The 21,913-nt window shown below is 68.0% G+C and carries 20 protein-coding genes; 11 read left to right on the forward strand and 9 right to left on the reverse strand.

Annotated elements, in window-relative coordinates; all coding sequences use genetic code 11:
* Positions 1-124 precede the first annotated feature (124 nt).
* The 3 genes from KQ305_RS09850 to KQ305_RS09860 all read left to right on the forward strand — a co-directional run bounded on the left by KQ305_RS09850 (position 125) and on the right by KQ305_RS09860 (position 3,916).
* Positions 125-886, forward strand: coding sequence for a sigma-70 family RNA polymerase sigma factor (locus tag KQ305_RS09850; RefSeq protein WP_259725234.1), 762 nt, complete (start codon positions 125-127; stop codon positions 884-886).
* Between the two features lie 381 nt (positions 887-1,267).
* A complete protein-coding gene (locus tag KQ305_RS09855; RefSeq protein ID WP_259725389.1) occupies positions 1,268-2,833 on the forward strand; it encodes a DUF3370 domain-containing protein in 1,566 nt (521 codons plus the stop codon).
* Positions 2,834-2,878: 45 nt separating this feature from the next.
* Positions 2,879-3,916 carry a J domain-containing protein gene (locus tag KQ305_RS09860; RefSeq protein ID WP_259725235.1) on the forward strand — a complete coding sequence of 346 codons (1,038 nt, stop codon included), beginning with the start codon at positions 2,879-2,881 and terminating at the stop codon, positions 3,914-3,916.
* 1,069 nt (positions 3,917-4,985) lie between these two features.
* Here the strand turns inward: KQ305_RS09860 and KQ305_RS09865 are convergent.
* Together KQ305_RS09865 and KQ305_RS09870 are read right to left on the reverse strand one after the other, a co-directional pair.
* A complete protein-coding gene (locus KQ305_RS09865) occupies positions 4,986-5,237 on the reverse strand; it encodes a hypothetical protein (RefSeq protein WP_259725236.1) in 252 nt (83 codons plus the stop codon).
* A gap of 418 nt (positions 5,238-5,655) precedes the next feature.
* A complete protein-coding gene (locus KQ305_RS09870) occupies positions 5,656-6,150 on the reverse strand; it encodes an allophycocyanin subunit alpha-B (protein ID WP_254950729.1) in 495 nt (164 codons plus the stop codon).
* A 122-nt stretch (positions 6,151-6,272) separates the two neighbouring features.
* On the opposite strand from KQ305_RS09870, the gene rlmD reads away from it, so the two are divergent.
* On the forward strand, positions 6,273-7,643 hold the full coding sequence (gene rlmD / locus KQ305_RS09875; RefSeq protein WP_259725237.1) for a 23S rRNA (uracil(1939)-C(5))-methyltransferase RlmD: 1,371 nt from the start codon (positions 6,273-6,275) through the stop codon (positions 7,641-7,643).
* Here the strand turns inward: rlmD and pheT are convergent.
* Positions 7,640-10,099, reverse strand: a complete 2,460-nt coding sequence (pheT, locus tag KQ305_RS09880; RefSeq protein WP_259725238.1) for a phenylalanine--tRNA ligase subunit beta — start codon at positions 10,097-10,099, stop codon at positions 7,640-7,642. The genes rlmD and pheT overlap by 4 nt on opposite strands.
* 112 nt (positions 10,100-10,211) lie before the next feature.
* On the opposite strand from pheT, the gene rpmG reads away from it, so the two are divergent.
* From rpmG to KQ305_RS09895, 3 genes are all read left to right on the forward strand, one after another.
* Complete coding sequence (rpmG, locus tag KQ305_RS09885; RefSeq protein WP_254955951.1) at positions 10,212-10,406, forward strand: 50S ribosomal protein L33; 195 nt, start codon at positions 10,212-10,214, stop codon at positions 10,404-10,406.
* A gap of 89 nt (positions 10,407-10,495) precedes the next feature.
* Positions 10,496-10,717, forward strand: a complete 222-nt coding sequence (gene rpsR / locus KQ305_RS09890; protein WP_006041316.1) for a 30S ribosomal protein S18 — start codon at positions 10,496-10,498, stop codon at positions 10,715-10,717.
* Between the two features lies 1 nt (position 10,718).
* Positions 10,719-12,758, forward strand: a complete 2,040-nt coding sequence (locus tag KQ305_RS09895; RefSeq protein ID WP_259725239.1) for an RNB domain-containing ribonuclease — start codon at positions 10,719-10,721, stop codon at positions 12,756-12,758.
* A 5-nt stretch (positions 12,759-12,763) separates the two neighbouring features.
* Here KQ305_RS09895 and KQ305_RS09900 read toward each other — a convergent pair whose 3' ends face one another.
* Positions 12,764-13,531, reverse strand: coding sequence for an HpsJ family protein (locus KQ305_RS09900; protein WP_259725240.1), 768 nt, complete (start codon positions 13,529-13,531; stop codon positions 12,764-12,766).
* An 87-nt stretch (positions 13,532-13,618) separates the two neighbouring features.
* On the opposite strand from KQ305_RS09900, the gene KQ305_RS09905 reads away from it, so the two are divergent.
* Together KQ305_RS09905 and KQ305_RS09910 are read left to right on the forward strand one after the other, a co-directional pair.
* Positions 13,619-13,900, forward strand: a complete 282-nt coding sequence (locus KQ305_RS09905) for a DUF1778 domain-containing protein (protein ID WP_259725241.1) — start codon at positions 13,619-13,621, stop codon at positions 13,898-13,900.
* On the forward strand, positions 13,887-14,375 hold the full coding sequence (locus KQ305_RS09910; protein ID WP_259725242.1) for a GNAT family N-acetyltransferase: 489 nt from the start codon (positions 13,887-13,889) through the stop codon (positions 14,373-14,375). The genes KQ305_RS09905 and KQ305_RS09910 overlap by 14 nt, the downstream gene beginning before the upstream one ends.
* 560 nt (positions 14,376-14,935) lie before the next feature.
* Here KQ305_RS09910 and KQ305_RS09915 read toward each other — a convergent pair.
* The 4 genes from KQ305_RS09915 to KQ305_RS09930 form a co-directional block, all read right to left on the reverse strand.
* Positions 14,936-15,406: a hypothetical protein gene (locus tag KQ305_RS09915; RefSeq protein WP_259725243.1), complete on the reverse strand. Its 471-nt coding sequence runs from the start codon at positions 15,404-15,406 to the stop codon at positions 14,936-14,938.
* A gap of 247 nt (positions 15,407-15,653) precedes the next feature.
* The gene (locus KQ305_RS09920) at positions 15,654-15,968 is read right to left on the reverse strand and encodes a hypothetical protein (RefSeq protein WP_259725244.1); all 315 of its coding nucleotides are present in this window, start codon (positions 15,966-15,968) and stop codon (positions 15,654-15,656) included.
* Between the two features lie 36 nt (positions 15,969-16,004).
* Positions 16,005-16,595 (reverse strand): hypothetical protein, encoded by a 591-nt coding sequence (locus tag KQ305_RS09925; protein WP_259725245.1) that lies wholly within the window; start codon positions 16,593-16,595, stop codon positions 16,005-16,007.
* Entirely contained in the window at positions 16,592-18,454 is a 1,863-nt protein-coding gene (locus tag KQ305_RS09930) for an FAD-dependent oxidoreductase (protein ID WP_259725246.1), read from the reverse strand. Before KQ305_RS09930 ends, KQ305_RS09925 begins: the two co-directional genes overlap by 4 nt.
* A gap of 154 nt (positions 18,455-18,608) precedes the next feature.
* Here KQ305_RS09930 and metG point away from each other — a divergent pair, with 154 nt between their 5' ends.
* Both metG and lptC read left to right on the forward strand, forming a co-directional pair.
* Complete coding sequence (metG, locus tag KQ305_RS09935) at positions 18,609-20,159, forward strand: methionine--tRNA ligase (RefSeq protein ID WP_259725247.1); 1,551 nt, start codon at positions 18,609-18,611, stop codon at positions 20,157-20,159.
* Positions 20,156-21,289: an LPS export ABC transporter periplasmic protein LptC gene (lptC, locus tag KQ305_RS09940; RefSeq protein WP_259725248.1), complete on the forward strand. Its 1,134-nt coding sequence runs from the start codon at positions 20,156-20,158 to the stop codon at positions 21,287-21,289. Before metG ends, lptC begins: the two co-directional genes overlap by 4 nt.
* Here lptC and KQ305_RS09945 read toward each other — a convergent pair.
* Positions 21,207-21,890 carry a cofactor assembly of complex C subunit B gene (locus tag KQ305_RS09945; protein ID WP_259725249.1) on the reverse strand — a complete coding sequence of 228 codons (684 nt, stop codon included), beginning with the start codon at positions 21,888-21,890 and terminating at the stop codon, positions 21,207-21,209. The two genes, lptC and KQ305_RS09945, sit on opposite strands and share 83 nt — an antisense overlap.
* Positions 21,891-21,913: the final 23 nt, after the last annotated feature.

Here is a 21,913-nt window from a genome sequence, read left to right on the forward strand (position 1 = left end):
CGTGGTTTCACGGTTGCGGCTTTCGGTAGGCCTGCCCCTCTCTGGAAAGGAGGTCACCGCGTTCTGGCAACGGCAATGCGGGACTCCCAGCACAGATCCAGCCCAGGCTCAAGCCTTCCAGACCATGACCCCGTCCCCCAGCCGCCCATCCAACCCCTGCCCTGCCGCTAGCCGCAACCGCCGCGTTGAGCAGTACCGGGCCGTGGTCCGCCCGCTCGCTTTGCACTATTGCCGTTGCAGCCGTGAGTCCTTCGAGGATCTGCTCCAGGTGGGCCTGCTGGGGCTGATCCGGGCCGCCGAGCTCTTCAACGAGGACCTCCGCACCCCGTTTGAGTCCTTCGCCAGGCCCCACATCCGGGGGGCGATCCTCCACTACCTCCGGGATGCCGCCCCGATTGTGCGTCTGCCCAGGCGACAGGCGGAATTGCAGGAGCGGTTCAACCGCCTCCAGCACCATCCCCTCCTCCAGGCGGATCCCAGCCAGGGGGTCATGGCCCTGAGCCGGACCCTGGGCATCACCGAGGCGGAATGGCGACGACTGGAGGTGCAGCGCCTGCTGGCGAGACCCGCCAACCTGGACGATCCATCGCTGGCCGAGTCGGTGGCAGCCCATGGCTCCGTTGAGCCCTGCGGACTGGACTCAACGGGACCCTCTGTGGCCACGATGCTGGAGCTGCTGGAGCCCCGCCAGCGGCTCGTGGTGCGCCAGGTGGTGCTGGCTGGCTGGAGCTACAGGCGATTGGGGCGCCAGATGGACATCAGTCCCATGACGGTCAAACGCCTGCTGCACAAAGGTCTGGAGCAGCTGCGGCAGCAGCTCGAGGCCGGGGACTTCAGCCCTGGTGGTCGGGCTGGTCGCGGTGCATCTGCTGTTCCAGGGTGCTGATGGCAGCGTTCAACGCAGCCAGCTGGCGCTCAATGCCATCCCGCCAGAAGCTCATCATGCGCAGCTTGCGTTCCTGATACCGCCGCATGGCACCGATTCCGGACTCCGACCCGGAGCAGGTCCCGAAGGGAGGAATCATGACAAAATCTTCAAGGTGGTTCCTTTCTAGCGAGCCCGCCGTTCCATCCGGGGCTCTCCAGGTCCACGCACCTCCCCCATTGACTGGGCCGGTCGCTTCCCGCCTTAACCTCCCCTGGCCACCCAAACCATCAAGCCTGTCGCGATTTGAGATCGGTCCTTCCCATTGGTCCCATCAGTGTCTGGCTGACGCTCGGTCTGGGTGTGGCCCTCGTACAGCCGGCCCACGCTTACGTGGCCCTGATGGCAGGCCAGAAGGCTCGGCCCCTTAATGGCACCTTCAACAACGTGCCGGTGCTGCACTCCAACCAGCCCGAGGAAGTGGAGGGGCCGGGCATCCTGATCAGCACAACGCCTGGGTACGCCTACGCCAGCGAGACGGGCCAGGCCCTCCGCAACGCCGAGTACACCTTCAACGGTGAATTCGGCATGCACCTCCACCACAAATACTTTCCGCCCAACCGTCGCTCCATCTCCCGCTCCGACCGGCGGGCCGAGCTCACCCTGGCGGCCATCCTGATCAATCCGGGCGTACGGCCGGTGCACATCCGCTTCTCCAAGGGGGCGGTGCGCAACAGCTTCGAAGCTCCCTACCTCGCCAACAACCTGATGGGGGTGAAGCCCCTTGGGCCGAGGCCCTGGAACACCGGTCCCGGGGACGCCACTGCGGTCCAGATGCTGCGCGGCAGGCTGGACAGCCGACTGACCGACGAGATCACCATTCCGGCCCGCAGCCGCATCGTCCTGTTTCAGACCGACCTGCCGGCCCTTGGCATCGCCAACGCCCTGCTGAGGGGCCGCAGTGATGGGCCGTTCCAGATCGCAGTCGTGGCGGCGAAGACCCCCAACTCCGATCGCGATGTGCTGGCGGTACTGGACGAGGGCCGGCTGGCCCCTGGCCGGGTCTACCTGAGCCGCATCAACGACATCAACAACCGCCGCATCTTCTCTCGGGTCGGCGGTGTGGCCCTCGGTGATGCGTACCAGGCCACCATCAGCCACGACCTGGACTTGACGGGGCCCTTGCATGTGCCGTTCACCAGCACCGACCGTCACAACTTCGGCACCCGTGACGTGCAGGTCAATGGCCTGGCCAGCCGCATGGTCGATTCCTCCCTCGACAACGTCGGCACCTACGGAGTGCGGTTCGATGTCGACATGAACCTCAAGGGGAACGGCCCGTATGAATTGGTGATGAGCCATCCCACCCTGATCGGGGGGCAGCCCTTTACGGCCTTCCGGGGCTCCATCCAGATCCAGACTCCCGCCGGCCTGCGGGAGGTGCATGTGGGCCTTCGCTCGGGCCAGAGCCTGTCCCTGGGCTCGATCGATCTGGTCCCGGGGGTCGTGAACCCCTTACGGGTGAGCCTGGTCTACCCCGCTGACGCCACCCCGGGCCACCTCCTGAGCGTGGTCAGTGCCAGCCAGCTGGCCCTCGTCCAGGAGCGCGAGCGGCAGCTGGATCTGGCCCGGGCCGGTGCCACCGCCAGACCGGGTCCGCCGCCCGTTGCCCCTCCCGCCCTGACCATCGCCCCCCAAGCCTGGCCGAACACACCGACACCGATGGGCGGCACCGGCCCCCTGCTGCCACCGCCCCAGATCCTGCGGCCGGCATCCGCTCCAGGTTGGCTTAACCCACCGCCACCGCCACCCGCCACTTACAACCGCGGCGGCCTGGCACCCTCCCCCCTGATCTCCCCGATGCGCAGCCGCTCAGGATCCGCTGGTACGGGCGGGACGCTGGTGGACCGCTATCGCGATGCGGTGGAGGCCCAGCAACAGTTTCTGCGGGACCAACGGGGACCCTGATCAGAAGCCCGATGCCAGCGAACCCAGCGCCGATGGATGGCTGCCGTGGCTGACCAATCGAACGAGGCCAGACAGAGGATCAGCCTTGACCTGAGCAGGGAGCTGGTGGCTCACCTGGATGGGTTGCGGCGGGAGTGGGGCCTGCGTAGCCGGGGCGATGTGCTGGGGCGGCTGCTCGACGATCTGTTCGGGACCGACGAGGGGGAGGAGGGTGATGAACTCTCGCCGGAGTCCGGCCAGGTCCTGCATCTTCGCGAGGACAACCAGGACTTCGATGAGCAGGGGGCCCTGGTGCTGGTGGGGCGCGGGGCCATGGACACCCTGCAGGCCGAATTTGAATGGGAGGCTCCAACGGATCCTCACCCACGACCGGCAGCAGGTGGCGGGGGCATCGACCTGCCCGGCTTCGTGCGTCGCCGCTCGGACGTCATCAAGCGCAGTCTTCGGCCGCCGTCCCCGGCGCGCTCCGCGTCGTTACCCCTGACTCCCCTGCCCCCCCTTGGCGGCGAGTTGGTGCAGCAAGCCCTGGAAGAGGCCGGCAACCATTGGCGCGCCCTCTATGGGTCACCGGCCAACGAAGCGGTGTTGGAGGCAGCGATGGTCTGGCTGGCCCAGGACATCTGGCCCCAGTCGGATCAGAGTGATGGCCGCACCTTCACCTGGTCGGCCGCCTGCCAGGTGATGCAGCCCTTCGCCCCCAGCTGGAGTGACGGGCCACCCACCTTCGAGCGGGTCATGGTCACCGCCGGTGTGCTGGAGGACCCCTTCAGTGGTCAGACCCTCACCCTGCGAATCCCGACGTTGATCCGTCGCTTCGTTCACCGCTTCCGCCGCCGGCGCCGCGGCACCTCCTTCCAGACCCTGGAGCACACCATGACCCTGCACGGCGCGCTGCGTTTGCTGCAGCTGCCCACCGACCCCGGCCAGCGCCTCACTCTGGCCCAGATCCGGGAGGCCTACCGGGACATGGCCCAGAGCCACCATCCAGACGCTGGGGGTTCCCTCGAGGCGATGCGGCGGCTTAATGAGGCCTACCAGTTGCTGAAGGAGCTGTACCGCCAGGGAGCGTCTGCGGACCGCTGAGGTCCCAAACCGCCCCGGCGATGCGCCGACATCGTCTTATCAACTGTCTTGCACTGTTCTAGCCAGTAGTCCTACAGCAGGACAAATACGGGAGTTGCAAGATCACCAACCGCGCCTACCGCGCCTGCTCAATCTCACTTGGCCGGTCTGGGTCTACGGACGGGTCCCATACCGAGACGGCACTGGCATCTCTGATACAGCGATTTTTCCTCGATTTGAGTTGTCAAAGGTGATGTCGTCTACCTCCTTCCCCTGACAAGCGATTGGGCTTGATGGGATGACCACTGTCCATCGCTCCCAGGCCCTGTCCATCGGTTGGACATCAGCTGAGAACCCAGTAGCTCTGTGAGTTCTGGAAAGCCGCGTATCTGTCTTTGACACAGATACGCAGGGCGCTTGGGATGTCCGGCGGGCTCCGGTGGTCATCGCCCAGTCCCAGCCGGAAGCCGATTGAGGGACACGGACAGTCTCATTCGTACGGCCTGTGTCGAGAGGCAAGACCAGGAAGTAGTCTCATGAGCGATGTATGAGCCGGACCGCCTTCGGTTGTTCGGTGCTGCGGTTGATGGAGATGTGGTCTGGGGGTGGTTCACCCTCCACCCTGGGAATGCCTCAACGCGTTTGCGGAGGTTTGGTTTGAGCTGTCAATCCTCAGATTGACGGAAAGATTTCATCAGTCCATTCACGGGAAACAGAGATCAACAGGGCCAAGGGAGACCCGACAAAGAAAAGCAGGTCAGGAATGAAACGTTAAAATGACTGCGGGCCATGGCCAATAGCTCTGGCCCTAGGCCGACGCGCCAGATCCCGATTCAGTCAGGGCTAAGTAGAACAAGGACTTCAAAGCGACGTCAATGATACGAACTTCATTCTTAAGTTCAGTGGCGTGCGCGAGGATGGGGGCAGCAGAAGCGCCCATGTGCGCAAGACCGATAACGTCAGGAAAAACAACTCTGGAGGTCGAAACGGATCAAGTCTTGAATCTTTGAATGGGATCAAGCCCCTATAGACAAGGCTCATCATGGCATCGTAGACAGTCCCAAGAATGCGCTCTGCCAGGGGCGTCTGTTCAATGGAAGGGATAGATGATATCCATTGTTTCTAGTGCCTTCCTGACGAAGACCATCACATCCTTGATCGGCACGGGTGCCAGCTCCTGGCCGTTCCGGTCGTTCAGCTCATCGGCGTCGTCTGTGAGACAGGATGGACTGAAACAGGCTGCGCAATTCATCTCCGTTGGGGTGAGACCAAGCCTGCGAGCAGCCAGCATTGCGGCCAGAAGAATCTCCTCCGAGCTGTAGCCAGTCGTCGCCGCCTTCATGGGGAAGGCCTCTTCGATCGGGCGAGATCAGCCAGGCCAGCGGCCACCTGCTGTCGTAAGAGATCCGCAGCTGGACAGGTACCCGCTCACGCTGCATTGCTGGGCATCGGCTCAACTTTCACCCAATCACTGCAGGATCAGTGCAGGATCAGTGCAGGCCCGCCAAGCGAAGGCCGCCATTGAGGCTCGGTCGTCCCTCCTAAGACCACTCCCTGGACCCATTGAGCGACACAGCTGAGACTTCCGGACTGTTCAGCGCGATGGAACCTGGGCCGTTGGTCACCGGTGGCGATGCTCTCGTTGGTTCGCCAAAAAAATCCCTCTCTGCAAAGAGAGGGTGACAAAAGGATGGAGCAAGTGTCTCAGCCGAGACCTGGCCTCAGACACTTAGTGAGGCTCAACTGAGACAGCCGGGAGATCAGGTGGAGGTCTGCAGTCCCTGGATCAGATAGTCAAAGTAAGGGCCGGCCAGGGTGGCCTCCTCGCCGCCCAGCAGCACCAAGGCCGCCTCCTTGAGGGTGCGCATCGCTTCCACCATGCCCGGCAGGGGCACGCCCAGGCTGTTGTACATCTCCCTGGCTCCCACCACACCGATCTGCTGGATCAGTTCGGTGCTGCCGGCCAGAATTCCGTAGGTGACCAGCCGCAGGTACCAGCTGTAGTCCCGCAGGCACTGGGCCCGCTGCTTCTGCCCGAAGGCGTTGCCACCGGGGGCCACGTAGTCCGGCTTGCGCAGGAACAGTTGCTTCGAGGCCTCGGCGACGATCTTCTTCTCGTTGTCGGTCAGCACACGGACGACGCTCAGCCGGCGGGCTCCCCCACTGAGGAACTCCACCATCGCGCGCAGCTCGCCGCCCGTTGGATAGCGGAGCTGATCATCGGCCTGGAGGATCAGATCGCGAACGACGCTCATAGCAGCGACCACAGTCCGGCGAATCCTATCGAGACCGGAGCCCCAGCTCGGGCTTCGGGCGCAAGGTGTAACGCCCCTTTGCACGACCCCCGATAGGGTCGCAGCAGTGGTGCGGATCGCACATGGCCTCGGTGGGCGAAAAGCTACAGATGGAGATCAGTGATCTGGGCCATGACGGCCAGGGGGTGGGACGTCACGACGGCCAGGTGGTGTTCGTCAGCGGCGCCCTGCCCGGCGACACGGTGGAGGTGCGACTCCAGGTGGTGGCCCGCCGCCATCTGGTGGGCCAGCTGCAGCGCGTGATCACGCCCTCCCCCGAGCGCCGGCGTCCCCCCTGCATCCTTGCCGACAACTGTGGCGGCTGCAGCCTGCAGCCCCTCAACGACGCCGCCGAAGCCGCTTGGAAGCAGCGCAGCCTGGAGCAGACCCTGCAGCGCATCGGCGGCCTGAACGCGCCGGTGCGCCCCCTGCTGGCGGCCGAACCCACCCTGGGCTACCGCAACCGCGCCTTGATTCCCCTGGAGCGCAGCGGCGACGGCACCCTGCGAGCCGGTTACTACCGGCGGGGCTCGCACCGGATCGTCAACATGGCCCGCTGCCCGGTGCTCGACCCCCGCATCGACGCCATGATCGCCCCGCTCAAGGCCGATCTGGAGGCCAGCGACTGGCCGATCGATCGCCATGGCGGTGACCCCGAGGCCGCGGACGGCCCCGGCCTGCGCCATCTGGGCCTGCGGGTGGGGGCCGCCACCGGCGAGCGTCTCCTCACCCTGATCAGCAGCCATGACGACCTGCCCGGCCTCGAGGCCCTGGCCGAGGCCTGGCGGCAGCGCTGGCCTGAGCTGGTGGGCGTCTGTCTCAACCTCCAACCCCGGCCGACCAATCGGCTGATGGGGGACGAGACGCGGGTGATCCGTGGCAGGGACTGGCTGAATGAAACCTTCTCCGGTCTGCGCTTCCGCATCGCCGCCGACACCTTCTTCCAGGTCAACACGCGCCAGGCCGAGCGGCTGGTGCCCCATCTGATGGAGGCCCTCGGACCCGGCCCGGGCGATTCCTCCCTGCTCGATGCCTATTGCGGCATCGGCACTTACAGCCTGCCCCTGGCCGCCGCCGGCTGGCATGTCACCGGCTTGGAGCTGCACCCCCGCGCCGTGGCCATGGCCAGGCTCAACGCCGCCGCCAATGACCTGGAGGGTCGGGCGCAGTTTGAGCAGGCGGACGTGCCTCTGGTTCTGGAGGAGCGGCTGCAGGGCATGCAGGCCCTGGTGCTGGATCCTCCGCGCAAGGGGCTCAGCCCAGCCGCCACGGCGGCGATCCTGGCGGCCCCACCCAGCCGCATCGCCTACGTGAGCTGTGATCCGGCGGCCCTGGCCCGCGACCTGGCCCAGCTGTGTGCCTCAGGTATCTACCGGCTGAACTGGGTGCAGCCCATCGACTTCTTCCCCAACACCAGCCATGTGGAGGCCCTGGCGGCCCTGGAACGCCGCTAGCGGCGCTGTTCAGCCCCGAACTGGCGCTCGAGGGCTTCGCGCACCCGGCCATGGGCCGCCTCCACCTCCTCGTCGGTGAGGGTGCGGGCGCTGTCGCGGTAGCGCAACCGGAAGGCCTGGCTGCAACGGCCGGCCTCCAGTTGGGCGCCCTCGTAGCGGTCAACGAGTTCGGCCTGCTCCAGCAACGGCTTGCCCGCCTTCCGGATCGCCGCCAGCAGGGCCGCCGCAGTGGTGTCGGTGGGCACCACCAGGGACAGATCGCGCTCGGAGGCTGGCACGGTGGCGAAGGGGCGGAAGGCCGGCTGCCACCGGTTGCGGCGGGTGCCGGCGCTGAGCAGCGGCTCCAGCTCCAGCTGGAACACGTAGGTGGAGGGCGGCAGGTCGAGGGCTTCGGCTTCGGCGGGGTGGAGCTGGCCAAACCAGCCGGCGGGCTTGCCTTCCACCAGCAGCTGGGCAGCCCGCCCCGGGTGCAGCAGAGGCGCGTCGCTCAGGGGACGATCCTCCAGAGGCAGCCGCAGGGGCTCGAGGCCGGCCTGAAGCACGCCCCGGGCCTGGAAGTAGTCGGGAGGTGTGGGCTTGCCGGAGCTGCGCCAGCGTTCACCGCGCCGTTCCCCCGCGATCACGCCCACCAGCAGGGTGCGCTCGGCGTGGCGTTCCTCACCGCTGGCCGCGCCCCCCGGGAACACCCTGCCGATCTCGAAGCCCCAGAACCCTGGCAGGGAGGCCTGCAGATTGCGCCGGGCGGCCTGGAGCAGTTCCTGGTGCAGGTTGTCGCGCAGGTGGCCGTAGTCGGCCAGGAGCGGATTGGCCAGGGGAACCCGATCGGTGGCTGCCGAAACCAGAGAAAGAGAAACGATCTCCTGCAGGCCCGCTGCGCAGAGCGCACGCCGCAGGCGCCGCTCCAGCTGCTGGACCGGCTCGAGGCCGCCGGGGATCAGGGGATCGGGCAGATGGCAGGCGAAGTGGTCGTAGCCCACCAGCCGGGCCACCTCCTCGATCAGGTCCACCTCGCGCTTGAGGTCCATGGCCCGCTCCGAAGGCACCTGCACCTGCCAGCCCTCCTCGTCCTCCTCGAGGACGCAGCCGAGGGCCTCCAGGGTGGCGCTGATGCGTTCGTCGTCGAGATCCCGCTCCTCGCCATCCTCCAGCAGCACAGGACCGAGCAGGTTGTGGAGGGCGTCGCGACGCAGGGGCAGGGGCGGCTGGGGGGACGCGGGCCGCTGGTGCAGCCAGCGGTCTTCCAGCTGGGCTCCGGCCAACTCCTGCAGCAGGGCCACGGCCCGGTCAGCGGCGGCCATGGTGATCTCCCGGGGCACCCCCTTCTCGAAACGGCTGCAGGCTTCGGTGCGCAGACCGACGCTGCGGGCCGAGCGCCGCACCGCCTGGGGGGCGAACACCGCCGCCTCCAGCCAGATGGCGCCGGTGGCTTCGGTGACGGCCTCGCCCAGGCCCCCCATCACCCCGGCCAGGGCGATCGGATGGTCGGCGTAGGTGACCACCAGGGCCTCCTCGCCCAGGCTGCGCTCCTGGCCGTCGAGGGCCACGAAGGCTTCACCGGCATGGGCCTGACGCAGGCCGATCCTGTCCGGCTCGGGAGTGCCCCCCGTGAGCGCCCCCAGGCGGTCCCGGTCGAAGGCGTGCAGAGGCTGGCCGGTTTCCAGCATCACCAGGTTGGTGATGTCCACGACGTTGTTGATGGGGCGCACACCGGCCCGCTCCAGACGCTGGCGCAGCCAGTCCGGGGAGGGGCCCACCCGCAGGCCGCTGAGGGCCGTGAGGCTGAACAGCCCGCCCGCCTCGATGGCCTCGCGGTCGGCTGCCGCTAGGGCCAGGGGCGCGGCCACCACCACGGGCGCCGCCGCTGGGAAGGTGGTGCTGCCGCCGCTGAGGGCCGCCACCTCCCGGGCAATCCCCCGCATCGACAGCCCATCGGGGCGGTTGGCGGTGATCGCCAGCTCCAGCACCCGATCATCCAGACCCAGCAGGGGGCCCACGGCCGTCCCCAGGGGGGGCACGGCAGCCAGGAGGGTGTCGAGTTCGGCGATGCCGTCACTGCCGTCGTCGAGGCCCAGCTCCCGCAGGGAGCAGATCATGCCGCTGCTGGCCACTCCGCGCAGTTCGGCCGGTTTGATCGTCAGCCCCACCGCCGGCAGGGTGCTGCCCACCAGGGCCACGGGCACGTGCAGACCCTGGCGCACATTCGGGGCGCCGCAGACAATCTGAAGGGGCTCGCCATCCCCCACATCCACCTTGCAGACGCTGAGTTTGTCGGCGTTGGGGTGGGGATCGCGCTGCAGCACGTGGCCCACCACCACACCGGCCGCCCTGGCCGCGAGATCCTCGATGGCCTCCACCTCGAAGCCGGCGATTGAGAGCCGCTCCGCCAGGTGCCCAGGCTCAAGGCACGACGGTTCAACGCTGACCAGCTCCCGGAGCCATTGGAGCGAAACCAGCATCGGACCGTTGCACAGCAGCCATCCACCTTAGGAAGCGATCAAGGCCAGTCCCACCAGGAGGTATGGTGCTGAATCGTCTCCCTGCAACGCATACGCGGCGCAACGTCCTTCCATGGCCAAGAACAAGGGCGTCCGGCTGGTGATCACCCTCGAGTGCACCGAATGCCGGTCCAACCCCGCCAAGCGGTCCCCTGGCGTGTCCCGTTACACGACCCAGAAGAACCGCCGCAACACCACCGAACGGATTGAACTCAAGAAGTTCTGCCCCCACTGCAACGCTCCCACCGTCCACAAGGAGATCAAGTGAGGCCGTTTCCCTTGCGGAAACCCCTCTCCTGACAATCCTCCGGACCCTGCAGCGGCAGTTCATCCCCTTCGTTCCCTCACTCCGTTTCCATGTCCAGTTCTTTCTTCAAAAAGCGCCTGTCGCCGATCAAGCCCGGTGATCCGATCGACTACAAGGACGTCGATCTGCTCAAGAAGTTCATCACCGAACGCGGCAAGATCCTGCCCAGGCGGCTCACTGGCCTGACGGCCAAGCAGCAGCGCGATCTGACCAACGCCGTCAAGCGGGCGCGCATCGTGGCCCTGCTGCCCTTCGTGAATCCCGAAGGCTGAGTTGCCCCCCGCCTCGCGTCGGTACACGGCGGGTGATCTTGTCGGGCTCCACGACGAGAGCCGCAGCTTGCTGGCCGTTGTGGTGGCCGAGAAAGGCACGCGCCTCGATCTCAAAGTGGGCTTCGAGGCCAAGGCCGTCCAGCGGGGTGTCCGGCAGCTCGATCTCCTGGCCGCCCTGCCGGGCGATCAACCGCCCCCCTCCCGGCTGTCCCAGCCCCCCTGGGGCCTGAGCCAGGAGACGTTGCAGCAGGCCGCCCCCAGGCCCAGGGAACTGGCTGCCGCCTGGCTGCTGCTGCTGGCGGACCCGGTGCCTCTCGCGCTGGAGGACTTCGTTGACCTGATCGGCGATGGCGGCGACCCCATTCAGAGGGCCGCCTGCTGGCTCTGGCTGCAAAGCCCCCAGACCCTGTTCCGTTGGCGCCAGCAGCAGGTGGAAGCCCGCCCCTTGGTGGATGTGCGGCGGCTGCGGCGGGACGCCCGCCGCCAGCAACTGGGGGAGCAACGCCGTCGCCGCTGGCAGGACGCCCTGCGCCAACGCCAGCCGATCGACCCGCAACAGCTCGACCCCGAGCAGCGCCAGCAGCTGGCCCTGCTGCGCGAGTGGGCCGGCGGGGACACCAGCCGACCCATTCCGGACGACCTGCACCGCGCCCTCCAGGCGGCCCACTGCCCGATGGAAGCCTCCCCGATCCGGCACCTGCTGGTGGATCTGGGCCAGTGGGAGCGCCACCACCTCCCCTCGCTGGAGAACACCACCTGGGCCGCCGGCTTCAGCGAGGAACTCGAAGCCGAGGCCCAGCGGCTGGTGGCCCTGGCCGGCACCGTCATGCCCAGTGACGAACGCCGCCGCGACCTCACCGGCCTGCACACCGTCACGATCGACGACGAGGACACCCGCGACATCGATGACGGCCTCTCCCTGGAGCATGGGGCCGATGGCAAACCTCGGTTGTGGATCCACATCGCCGATCCGGGCCGGCTGGTGCCGGCGGACAGCCCCCTCGACACCGAAGCCCGGCGCCGGGCCAGCAGCCTCTACCTGGCCCGGGGGCCGCTGCCAATGTTCCCCGAGGTGCTCAGCACCGGCCCGATGAGCCTGCGCATGGGCCAGCGCAGCGCGGCCCTGAGCCTGTGGGTGGAGCTGGCCGATGACGGCGCCGTGGCCGGCTATGGGCTCGAGCCCAGCTGGGTGCAACCCGCCTATCGGCTCAGTTATGCCGATGCCGATGAGCTGATCGAGCTGGCCCCGCCCCAGGAGCGCTACCTCGAAGAGATCCACGCCCTGATGGAGCGGCGGCGGCGCTGGCGGCTGGCCCGGGGGGCGCTCAACCTGGATCAGCCCGAGGGGCGAATCCGCTGCGACGACCAGGGGGCCCAGCTGGAGATCACCGAATCCTCGCCGTCCCGCACCCTGGTGGCCGAGGCCATGATCCTGGCCGGGGCCGTGATCGCCCGCCACGGGCAGGAGCAGGGTCTGGCCTTGCCCTACCGCAGCCAGCTGACGGCGGAGCTGCCGCCCGAGGCGGAACTGGCGAGCCTGCCGGCCGGCCCGGTGCGCCATGCGGCCATCAAGCGTTGCCTCAGCCGGGGCGTGCTCGGCACCAGTCCGGCCCCCCACTTCTCCCTGGGCCTGCCCTGCTACGTGCAGGCCACCTCCCCGATCCGCCGCTACAACGACTTGCTGGTGCAGCGCCAGCTGCTGGCCCACCAGCTGGGGCAGCCGGTGCTGGAGGAGGCGGAGCTGGGTCAGCTGCTGAGCGAGCTGGAGGGGGCGATCCGCCAGGGTCTGCAGATCGCCCGGGAGGACCAGCGCCATTGGCAGCAGGTGTGGTTCGAAGTCCAGGAACAGCACCAGTGGCCGGCTTTGTTTCTGCGCTGGCTGCGGCCCCAGGACCGGCTCGGCCTGGTGCACCTCCCCGATCTGGCCATGGACCTGGCCGCCGACTGCCATGGCGATCCCGCTCCCGGCGACGCCCTGCTGGTGCGTCTGCAGCAGGTGGATTCCCTGCGGGACCTGCTGCGCTTCACGGCCGCGGGTTAGCTGGTTTACTCCGCCAGTTGCCGGAGGTAGTCGCGATCCATTCCGCGACGCGGCGGGGCTGCGGAGCCGGACCCCCGCGGCAGCACACCGGCCAGGAACGCGAAGCCGATGGCATAGGCCACCGCGGAGATGGTGATGCGGAGGGTTTCCTTCACCAGCTGATCGGGTTTGATGGCGGCCTGCGCCTCGACCTTCTGCATCAGCTGCCGGGAGGCCTGCTCAGCCCGGGCCAGCAGCATGTTGCGCAGTTCGGGCATGGGGGTGCCCAGTTCGGCTGGCGAGAGGCCGGCGTTGGGGCCGAAGAGCTTCTGCACGCTGGCCTGCAGCTCCTGGTGGCTGGTGGCGGAACGGATGGCCTGGCGCAGATCCTCGAGCTTCTGGGAGGACTGGCTGATCTGCTCCTGCTGGCTCCCGGTGACGCTGCTGTAGACCCTCCAGCCGGCCCAGCCCTGCAGGGGGATCAGCAGCAGGAACCCGATCGCGGCGGCCAGGGCCCAGCGGCGGCAGGCGTTGCGGCGCGCCCGCAGGCGCTGGTTGTCGGGATCGACCCACAGCGCCAGGGGTAGCAGCAGGGCACCGATCAGGGCCAGGGAGGCGCTGTTGACCAGAACGGCGATGGTCTGCAGCTGCCACTGGGGATCCAGGAGCCTTGGCGGCAGGGCGGTGGTGAGCACCGCGGCCAGGAACACCACCAGCAAAACGATGGATAGGGGGGGCAGCAGCCGGGCGAGGGCCGGATTGGGGGCGATGGCTGGGGTGGGGCTGCTGGTCACGGATTCGCAGGAAGCACGACGTGGGGTGGCGTCAGTCTGTAGTGCATGCCCATGCGTCATACAATGTCCCTACATGCAGGCAGGCGGATGGGAAGGGACCAGGTGCTGCAGCTGCGAGCGACGGCTGAACAGAGGCAATTGATCGATCAAGCCGCTGCCGCCGAAGGCACCAGCCGCACCGAATTCATGCTGCGCTGCTGCCAGGAGCGCGCCCGCGAGGTGCTGCTCGATCGCACCCTCTTTTCGCTCACACCACAGCAGAGCGAGGCCCTGCTCAACGACCTGCAGGACCCTGCCCTGGCCGAGCGGGATCAGGCCAGCCTCGAACGCCTCCTCGCGGCACCCCGGCCCTGGCATGCGGCCCCCTGAGCCACTGGGGGACCAGCACCAGCTGGATGGATTCGATTGCGGGGAAGAAAGCCTGAACCGGTGGCTGAGGCAGCGAGCTCGGCACAACGAACGGCAGGGGGTCTCACGCACGCTGGTGGTGTGCCCTGAGGACAGCAACGTGGTGATCGCCTACGTCTGCCTCTCTGCTGGCGCGGTCGTGCTCGCTGAGGTGCCTGCCGGGTTGCGGCGCAACATGCCGGACCCTTTGCCCGTGGTGGTTCTTGGGCGGCTGGCCGTCGACCGGCGCCATCAGGGTCGAGGTCTCGGCCATGCTTTGGTTGCCGAAACCATCAGCCGAAGCCTGCAGGCCCGCCAACTGATCGGCGCCAGGGCCCTGCTGGTGCACGCGATTGATGAACAGGCGGCGGCGTTCTACCGCTCCATGGGGTTCCGCCCCTCACCAATCAGCGCCCTCACATTGCTGCTGCAACTGGGCGAAAAGGTGGAGGCCTGAGTTGATTGTGGATGTTGAAAACCTTGGGCCGCACCACCAAGCAGCTCCCCGATGGCTGCTGCACCCCCAGCAGAGGAGGGACCTGCCGCCGATCATGCCGTGGATCGGCTGGGCCTCGGCGATGGTGCTGAACGGCTTCACGGGCCGCTGCGGACCATCCACGCCAAAGCGAACCCCGCCGGGAAGCGCAAGGGATTCCATGAACCCTGGAGCCATGACGGGCACGACGAGCGGCTGGAGGGGGATCGGGGCAGTGGAGGACAAGGTGAAGGCAGGAAGTGGGGTGGCAGCGGGCCAACGTCTGCTGCCGATCGAATGGCATCTGCTGGCAGAGCGCTTCCGGCGGGCCGATGGAGCCCGGGAAAGCCCCTGGAATAGGTTCTGAGGCGAAGTGAAGTGGGAGAGCCCTATATCACTGGCGGCCAAGTAGTTGAAACCACCAATGAGATCGGCCGGTTGTCTTATAAGTGCTTTGAGACACAAAGAAAAAGGCCCCGATCGCCGATGGCGAAGTGGGCCTGGATGGCAGGAAAAGTGCCGGGTAGCGCTGAAGGCTCTGATCAGACGAACGGGCCAGTGGAGCCGGTTTTGCTGCTATTTTTGACCCGTTTCCTCAGCTTGCGGCTGTAACCGAAGGCGGCGGCAGCACCTAGGACGGGCAGGGGGCCGGGGACGGCCGAAGGAGCAGGGGTGAATGTGGCAACTCCGTCGTCTTGAAGAAAGGGCTCAGAGTTGGTCGAAAGGCGACCACGACTCCCATCAAAGAATTCCAAAGAGCCGTTTCCACTTCTTCCATTCCAGTTCGCAAGCACGATGTTAGCGGCGCCGCCTGAAGTCTGTACTTGGAACAATCCATTACCACTGTAAGGACCGGTTGGCGTGCCGATCGCACCGCCAACATTCTGAACACTTACAATGCATACCGTTCCGTCGCAAAAGTTTGATCCTTCAGCCAGGCCCGTGATGAGGCCCGTCACCCCGCCAAACGAGAAATTGAAGGAGAGAGCGGAGGCGGCCTGTGGAGCCAGCACGGAGCCTGCCGATAGTCCGAGGGCGACGATGGCCGCTCCGAGGGCGGATGATTTCACAGAAAATATTGTCAGTTCTCACCAATATTAAAGCTGATCTACCGCTGCTTCGGTAGCGATAAGCACATTCTCTGGCTGTTCCGCGCCCCACGAGATGCGCCAATCGGTGTTCCTCGTTGATCAGGTTGTCACGACGAGATCCCGCACGGCCTTGAAATTCTCGCGGGTATCGGAAAAGCTGATCACCGCCTCAGGGACTGAGGTTGTACTTGCCCATCGCCTGCTGCTTGCAGATCGTTTCGGCCTGGGCAATGGAGGCCCGGGCGTTCACCTGCTCCGCCACGCAGGTGCAGGTGTCCTTGGCCAGGCCGGCTGGCGCCGGCTTGCCCGCCTTGGCGAAGTCGGCATTCACCGCCAGGGTGCAGTAGTGGATGATCAGCTGGTCGCGCATGTTGCTGAGCCCCTGGGCCCGGGCGGGCAGGCCGGCCAGCAGCAGCGCCGAACCCGCCAGGGAGAGCAGCACGGGCAGGGGCCGAAGGGCGGATGCTGGGTTGGCGGACACCATGGGCAACGACGCTGATCCATCCCATCCTGGCCGACCTCAGGCCGGCTGGCCCGTTCGCAGCAAGCGGCGCCGCCGCCAGAGCAGCAGCGCCACCAGCCCCACGCAGGCCAGGCCCACCGCCGCCGGGAACAACGCCGTGGTGAGCGTCAGCCTCTCCAAAGACAAAAGCACCAACAGATTGCGCAGCACGAACAGGCTGTAGAAGCCAACCCGTTCCTGCTCCGGGTGGGCATAGGCCCGTCGCAGGGTGGGGCCGAAGCCCAGCAGATCCACCAGGGTGAGGATCACCACCGCCCACAAGGGATCGGCCGTGAGGAACCAGAAGGGCAGGGCCGAGCTGGCCCCGGCCAGAAACAGCCAGTCGCTCGCTGTGATCTCCCTATCGGCGCCATGGGTGTGGGCCAGCCAGGAAATGAAGAAGGTGATCAGCGCCGACACGCCGGTGGGCCAGGCCCCGACCCCGCCGCCGCCGGCCCACGTCGCCAGGAACACCAGCAGGGTGGTGACCCCCCAGATCAGCCAGGAGAAGACATGGGGGCGGGTGCGGCCGGCCCGAATCGAGCGGATGTAGGGGAAGAAGGCCGCGAAGGTGAGCGCGATGGCTGCCACGCTGAACAGTGCCTTCACGGCACGGCGCGCGATACCCGCAGCCAGGGGCCCCAGGGGTTGGCGCAGCCGATCAGGGCCGCCGGGGTGGGGCGATCGAGGCCCAGCAGCCACTGGTGCATGGCCGGCTCCAGGGTGATCAGCGGCCAGGCCCCCGCCTCGCCATGGAGCACGTAGCCGCCCTGGCCATCGGGCACCAGTTCGCCCCGCCAGAGGCGCTCGCCGGGCTCGGGGGGAGGGGCCCAGCTCGCCGGCGCCGCGAGCTGCTCGCCCGCCTCCAGCTGCCCGTGCCGATCCAGTCGCTCCGGCGCTTCCAGCGCCTGAAGCTGGCGTTCTCGCCACAGGGGGTGGTGCCAGGGGGTGTCCCACAACGGCACCACACCGGCCGGGGCCAGCGGATCACCGATCAGGGCCTCCTGCAGCCGTCGCACCGGCAGGGCGGCCGGCTCCAGACCGCCTTGCACGCACAGGGCGGCCGCCAGTCCGGCGGCCTGGCCGATGTTGAGCACCAGGGGCTGCAGTCGGGTGGCCCCATTCGCCATATGGCTGACGCCGAAGCCCTTGTCGGCGGCCAGCAGGTTGGTCACTCCCTCACTCACCAGGGCGCCGTAGGGGATGGTGAACGGGGTGCCGCTCCACCGACCACCCCAGCGGCAGCTCTTGGTGGCCAGGGGCCAGTCGCCGCCGGGGTAGTGGTGGTCATTGGCGTAGTTGCCCACCGCGATGCTGCTGAGGCTGCCGTCGGCGGCGCTGCTGGGTGGGGCGATGCAGGAGCCGCTGGCCTGGGGCAGCAGGTGTTGCTCCAGCACCAGCTCCCGGGCCACCAGCCGGCGGCCCTCGCGCCAGTAGGGCATCAGCGCCAGGGAGCCAGAGCCGCTGAGCCGGCCGGTGCTGGCCTCCTCCGGCGTGGGAAACACCGCCGCCGGCCCCAGCCAGCCGCCGCTGGCCTGGCGCAGAGCGGCGACGAAAGCCTCGCTGTGGTCGCGCATCGCCGCCAGCAGCTCCCCTTCGGCCGCTTCGGCATCCGCGGCCCCACCGACGACCTGCTCGGCGAAGCCCCGCTCCAGCCCGTGGTGCCAGTCGTTGCCGTGCAGGGGCCAGTTCAGCATCACCAGGCCCCCGGGCAGGCGGCCGTAGGTGAGGGTGCGCTCCAGGCCGAAGGCCTCGGTGGCCGCCGCGAACGGCTCCGGCAGGCGCGGGGGGCTTCGGAGCCAGGCCTCGGCCTCGAGGGCCGCCGGTCCCCCCCGTTCATCCAGCTGGCCCAGGCACACCCAGGTGGGCGACTGGACCGGCTGCCGCTGGAAGAAGGGATCACTCCCGAGGCGCTCGGCCGTGGGGGCGCTGGGCTCCTGCCACAACTCCTTGGCCTCCCAGCCGAAGCGGAAGGGGGCCCCGGCCAGGGGATAGAGCTCGCCCCGGTCGCTGCCATCGATCACCACCTTCGGCAACAGGCGCCGCAGGACGCCCCTGTGCTCCACCGTCACGGCGCCGATGCGGTCGCCGTCGCGCTCCACCCCCTCCAGTCGCACGCCGGACCACCACTCCAGCCGTTCCTCGGCGGCCACCCAGCGGCGCAGGATCCGTTCGGCGCTGGCGGGCCGGTAGCCGAAGCAGCTCACCCAGTTCTGATCCAGACCCTCCGGCTCGATCCTCTGCAGCGCCCTCAGCAGGGCTCCCCACAGGCCGCTCTGCCAGGGGCTCAGCTCATTGCCATCGGGGGCGCAGACGCCGGCGGCGCTCACCATCCCCCCAAGCCAGGGCCCGGGGGTGAGCAGCAGGGTGTCGGCACCGGAGCGGGCGGCCTGCAGGGCGGCGGCAACGCCACCGCTGCCGCCGCCCCAGACGAGCACCTCTGCCTTGCGATCGAAGCCCGTGCGCATGGGTCAGGCCGGGATCAGGGGGCCAGCATCCCATCCCGGGGCCACAGTGGGGACTCACTAGGGCCACAGCTAAGATCCGAGCCCCGGGCCAGGTCCCAGCGGCGTCACGGGGAACCTTCCTGCCGCCGGCGGATCCGGCCGACTTCGCCTGCCGATGACCTATACCCTCACCACCCCCCTTTATTACGTCAACGACCGCGCCCACCTGGGCAGCACCTACACCACCCTCGCCTGCGACAGCATCGCCCGCTTCCGGCGGCTGCAGGGGGAGCGGGTCACGTTCATCACCGGCTGCGACGAGCACGGCCTCAAGATCCAGCGTTCGGCGGAAGCCTCGGGCCTCACCCCCCAGGCCCACTGCGACGCCATCAGCGGCGAGTACAGCGACCTCTGGCGGCGCTGGGGCATCAGCAATGACCGCTTCATCCGCACCACCGACCCGCGCCACCGGGCGATCGTCGAGCAGTTCTTCGCCCGGGTCGAGGCCAGCGGCGATGTGATCGAAGGGCGCCAACAGGGCTGGTACTGCGTCGCCTGTGAGGAGTTCAAGGAGGAAGCGCCAGCGGCCAAGGAGCCCCACTGCTCCATTCATCTGCGTCCCCTGGAGTGGCGCGACGAGCTCAACCTGTTCTTCCGCCTCTCCCGCTACCAGGAGCAGATCGAGCGGCTGGTGGCCAGCGATGACTTCATCGCGCCGCGTTCCCGCCGCCGGGAGGTGGAGAACTTCGTCGCTGGAGGCCTGCGCGACTTCTCCATCTCCCGTCTCGATCTGCCCTGGGGCATTCCGGTTCCCGGTTACGACGGCCATACCTTTTATGTGTGGTTTGACGCCCTGCTGGGCTACCTCTCGGCCTTGCTGGGCCCGGACGATCCCGCCGACCTGGACCTGCTGGCCGAGCGCGGCTGGCCCGCCCAGCTGCACGTGATCGGTAAGGACATCCTGCGCTTCCACGCCGTCTACTGGCCGGCGATGCTGTTGTCGGCCGGTCTGCCGTTGCCGGAGAAGGTCTTCGGCCATGGCTTCCTCACCCGGGAGGGCCAGAAGATGGGCAAGTCGCTGGGCAACGTGCTTGATCCCGACGTGCTGCTCGAGCGCTGTGGCGCCGATGCGGTGCGCTGGTACCTGCTGCGGGATATCCCCTTCGGCGATGACGGAGATTTCCAGCAGCAACGCTTCACCGATCTGGTCAACAACGACCTGGCCAACACGATCGGCAACCTGCTCAACCGCACCTCCTCGATGGCACGTCGCTGGTTCGACGGGGCCGTGCCGCCAGCCGGTGATGCCGCCGCTGCCGACCATCCCCTGGCCCTGCGTGCCCTGGCCTGTGCCGAGGCCGTCGACGCCGCCCTTGAGGCCCTCGATTTCCGCTCAGCCGCGGTGGCGATCCTGGAGCTGGCCGAGGCCGCCAACGGCTTTCTCAACGACAGGGCCCCGTGGAAGGCGATCAAGAGCGAGGACGGCCGTCCCGGGGTGGCCGCCGATCTCTATGCGGTGCTGGAAACCAGCCGCTGGGTGGCCCTGCTGCTGGCTCCCCTGCTGCCCGATCTCTCGGGGCGCATGCTCGGCCAGCTGGCCCAGCCGGAGCTGGTGGGCGATACCGGCTGGACGGCGGCCCGACACTGGGGGAAGCTGGCCTGCGGCCATCCCCTGCCCGAGCCGACGCCGGTGCTGCAACGTCTGGAACTGGATCCCCCCCTTTGACCTCTCCCCTGATGGCCCGGCCCTGGCACCTGGCGGCGCCCCTGCTGCTGCTGCTCACGGGTTGTGGTGGCGGCGACGTTGCCCGTGAGACGGCCCCCACCCCCTTTGTGTTCCGCTCTCTGGATCTCCGCCAGCAGGACGTGTTCGGGCGGCCGAACTGGGAGCTGACCAGTCCAGAGGCCCGCTACGACCTGCGCCGACGCGTGGCCCGGGCCCTGCAGCCCCGCGGCGTCATCTACAGCAATGGCAAGCCCGCCTACCGGGTGGAGGCTTCCACCGGAACGGTGATCAACGACGGTGCCGTGATCCTGCTGGAGGGGAGGATCCGCCTGCAGCGCCTGGGCACCGCACCGGTGATGATCCAGGGCTCCCGGGTGCGCTGGCTCCCCAGCCGCAACCTGATGGAGATCGACCGACACCCGGAGGGCTTCGATCCCCACACCAGGCTCTCCGCCGAGCGGGCCACCTTCCGCATCGATAAGGACACCCTGGAGCTGCAGGGACAACCACAGCTCAAGCGCTGGGCCCAGGCCTTCGATCCCTTCCTGGCCAATCCCGTTGGCCCCCCCCAGATCGTGGTGACGGTGGCGTCGGTGCTGTGGCAACCCGGCAGCGGCGCTCTTACTGCCGGCGGGCCGGTGCTGGGGGAACGGCGGCCACCGGGGTCGTCCGCCGGCGCCCCGCTCCAGACCCTCACGGCCACATCCTTGAACGGCAACACCCAGAAGCAGGTCTTCAACCTGGGGCCACCGGTGCTGTTCAGCGATCCGGCGGTGGCTGGTGGTGTCAGCGCCCGGGGCAAGGCCCTGCAGGTGGATGCGGCCCAGCAGCTGGTACGGATTCCGATGGGCTGCTTCATCCAGCAGGACGGCGCCAGCCTCGAGGCCCAGAGCTGCGCCTGGAACTGGCAGACCCAGGCGATCGCAGCCGATGGCTCCGTGTTGCTGCAACGGCCCGCCAGTCGCCAGCTCACCCGGGGCAGCCTGCTGCGGGGCCAGCTGGGCGAGAAGGGTTCCGTCGTCGTCACCGCTCCGGGCGGGCGGGTGTTCAGTCAGTTCCAGGTGCCGCCGTCGAAGACACCTCCACGGCCGGCTCCTGTGCGCCCGAAACCCGAGCCAATTCGCCTGTGAGGCGTCGGCTCCAGCCCTCCACCCAGACCAGATCGCTGCGGCTGAAACAGCGCGGAGACCAGCCGCCCAGCACCAGCACCCCCTCCTGAGCCAGGGGCTGGACCAGCACCGCCGGCAGGCCGGTGGGCAGGGTGGCGAACTCCTCCCGACCTGGGTAGAGCTTGAGATCCACCAGGGAGATCGCCTTGCCCGTGGCCATGCAACGCCTGCAGATCGCCCCCGGCTGGAAGCCACCGCGACCAAGCAGGCCCCGTTCCAGCAGGATGCGGCCGCGCCAGTGGAGCAGCACCACCGCCGCCGGCGTGGCGGTCAGGAGCATCGTGCTGCCCCAGCCCAGCTCTTCGGCCAGGGGAGCGTCCAGATCCGGAGCCAGCTGCAGTCCCTCCCGGCCCTCCAGGGGCACCCGCTGTGGAGCCAGGGGCTCCACCCGCTGCCAGAGCAGGGCCACCAGCAGCAGCAGCACCGACAGGATGCTGGCCAGCACCGAAGCCCGCTCCAAGGAGGGGTCGAGGCTGGGGGCCGTCATCTGGTTGAGCACCGCCAGAACCAGTCCCGTCAGACCACAGACCAGAACGACGCGGGCGGCAGGGGGCATCGCCATTGTGGAGTTCCAGGCTCCGAAGC

It is taken from the genome of Synechococcus sp. CS-1332, assembly GCF_025127995.1.
Lineage (GTDB): Bacteria > Cyanobacteriota > Cyanobacteriia > PCC-6307 > Cyanobiaceae > Cyanobium.